Below are 611 nucleotides of genomic sequence, written 5' to 3' on the forward strand. Positions count from 1 at the left end.
CGAACTAGACGACTGCGCACCCGATGCATCGACTGCACGGCCTGCTGCTCTGCGCTCTTCACCGGGACATAGCGCATGCTCGGACGACTGGCGGCTTCGCAGATCGCCTCGGCGTCGTGTGCATCGTGCTTGTCACCCTTGACGTAGGGTTTTACGAACTGCGGTGCGATCAGGCGTACCGTGTGGCCCAGCTCCCGCAACTCGCGCGCCCAGTAGTGCGCACTGCCGCAGGCCTCCATCGCCACCAGGCACGGCGGCAGTTGGCGAAAGAAATCCCGCACCTGTGCCCGCTTGAGTTGGCGACGACATACCACATGCTCGTGACGATCAACGCCGTGCACCTGGAATACTTGTTTTGCCAGATCCAGACCAATGCGACTAAGGTTCATGCTGACTCCCCCTCCGGGACTTGTGGCTGCACCATTAGTCTGGCGCTTGACGCCGTAGGAGGGAGGAGTCCATTTCATTGCCCTACCGGACGCCAGGCATCCGCGCGCCGCTGCATCCCTCTACGCTGCACGGCATCCTCTCCCGCCTGCGGGAGAGGGTTGGGGTGAGGGAAAATCGCCCTACGCCACCACCGGAATCAGCGGGTCGGCCGCCGCCAGCGC

1 protein-coding gene is annotated in these 611 nt (G+C 63.7%); it reads right to left on the reverse strand.

Annotated features, from left to right (window positions below; translation table 11 throughout):
• On the reverse strand, positions 1 to 389 hold a 389-nt coding region (locus ACLJNW_RS23020), incomplete at its 3' end, for an IS110 family transposase (RefSeq protein ID WP_128676197.1).
• Between the last annotated feature and the right edge of the window lie 222 nt (positions 390 to 611).

It is taken from the genome of Salmonella sp. SAL4457 (assembly GCF_046548235.1).
Classification (GTDB): Bacteria; Pseudomonadota; Gammaproteobacteria; order Enterobacterales; family Enterobacteriaceae; genus Salmonella; species Salmonella enterica.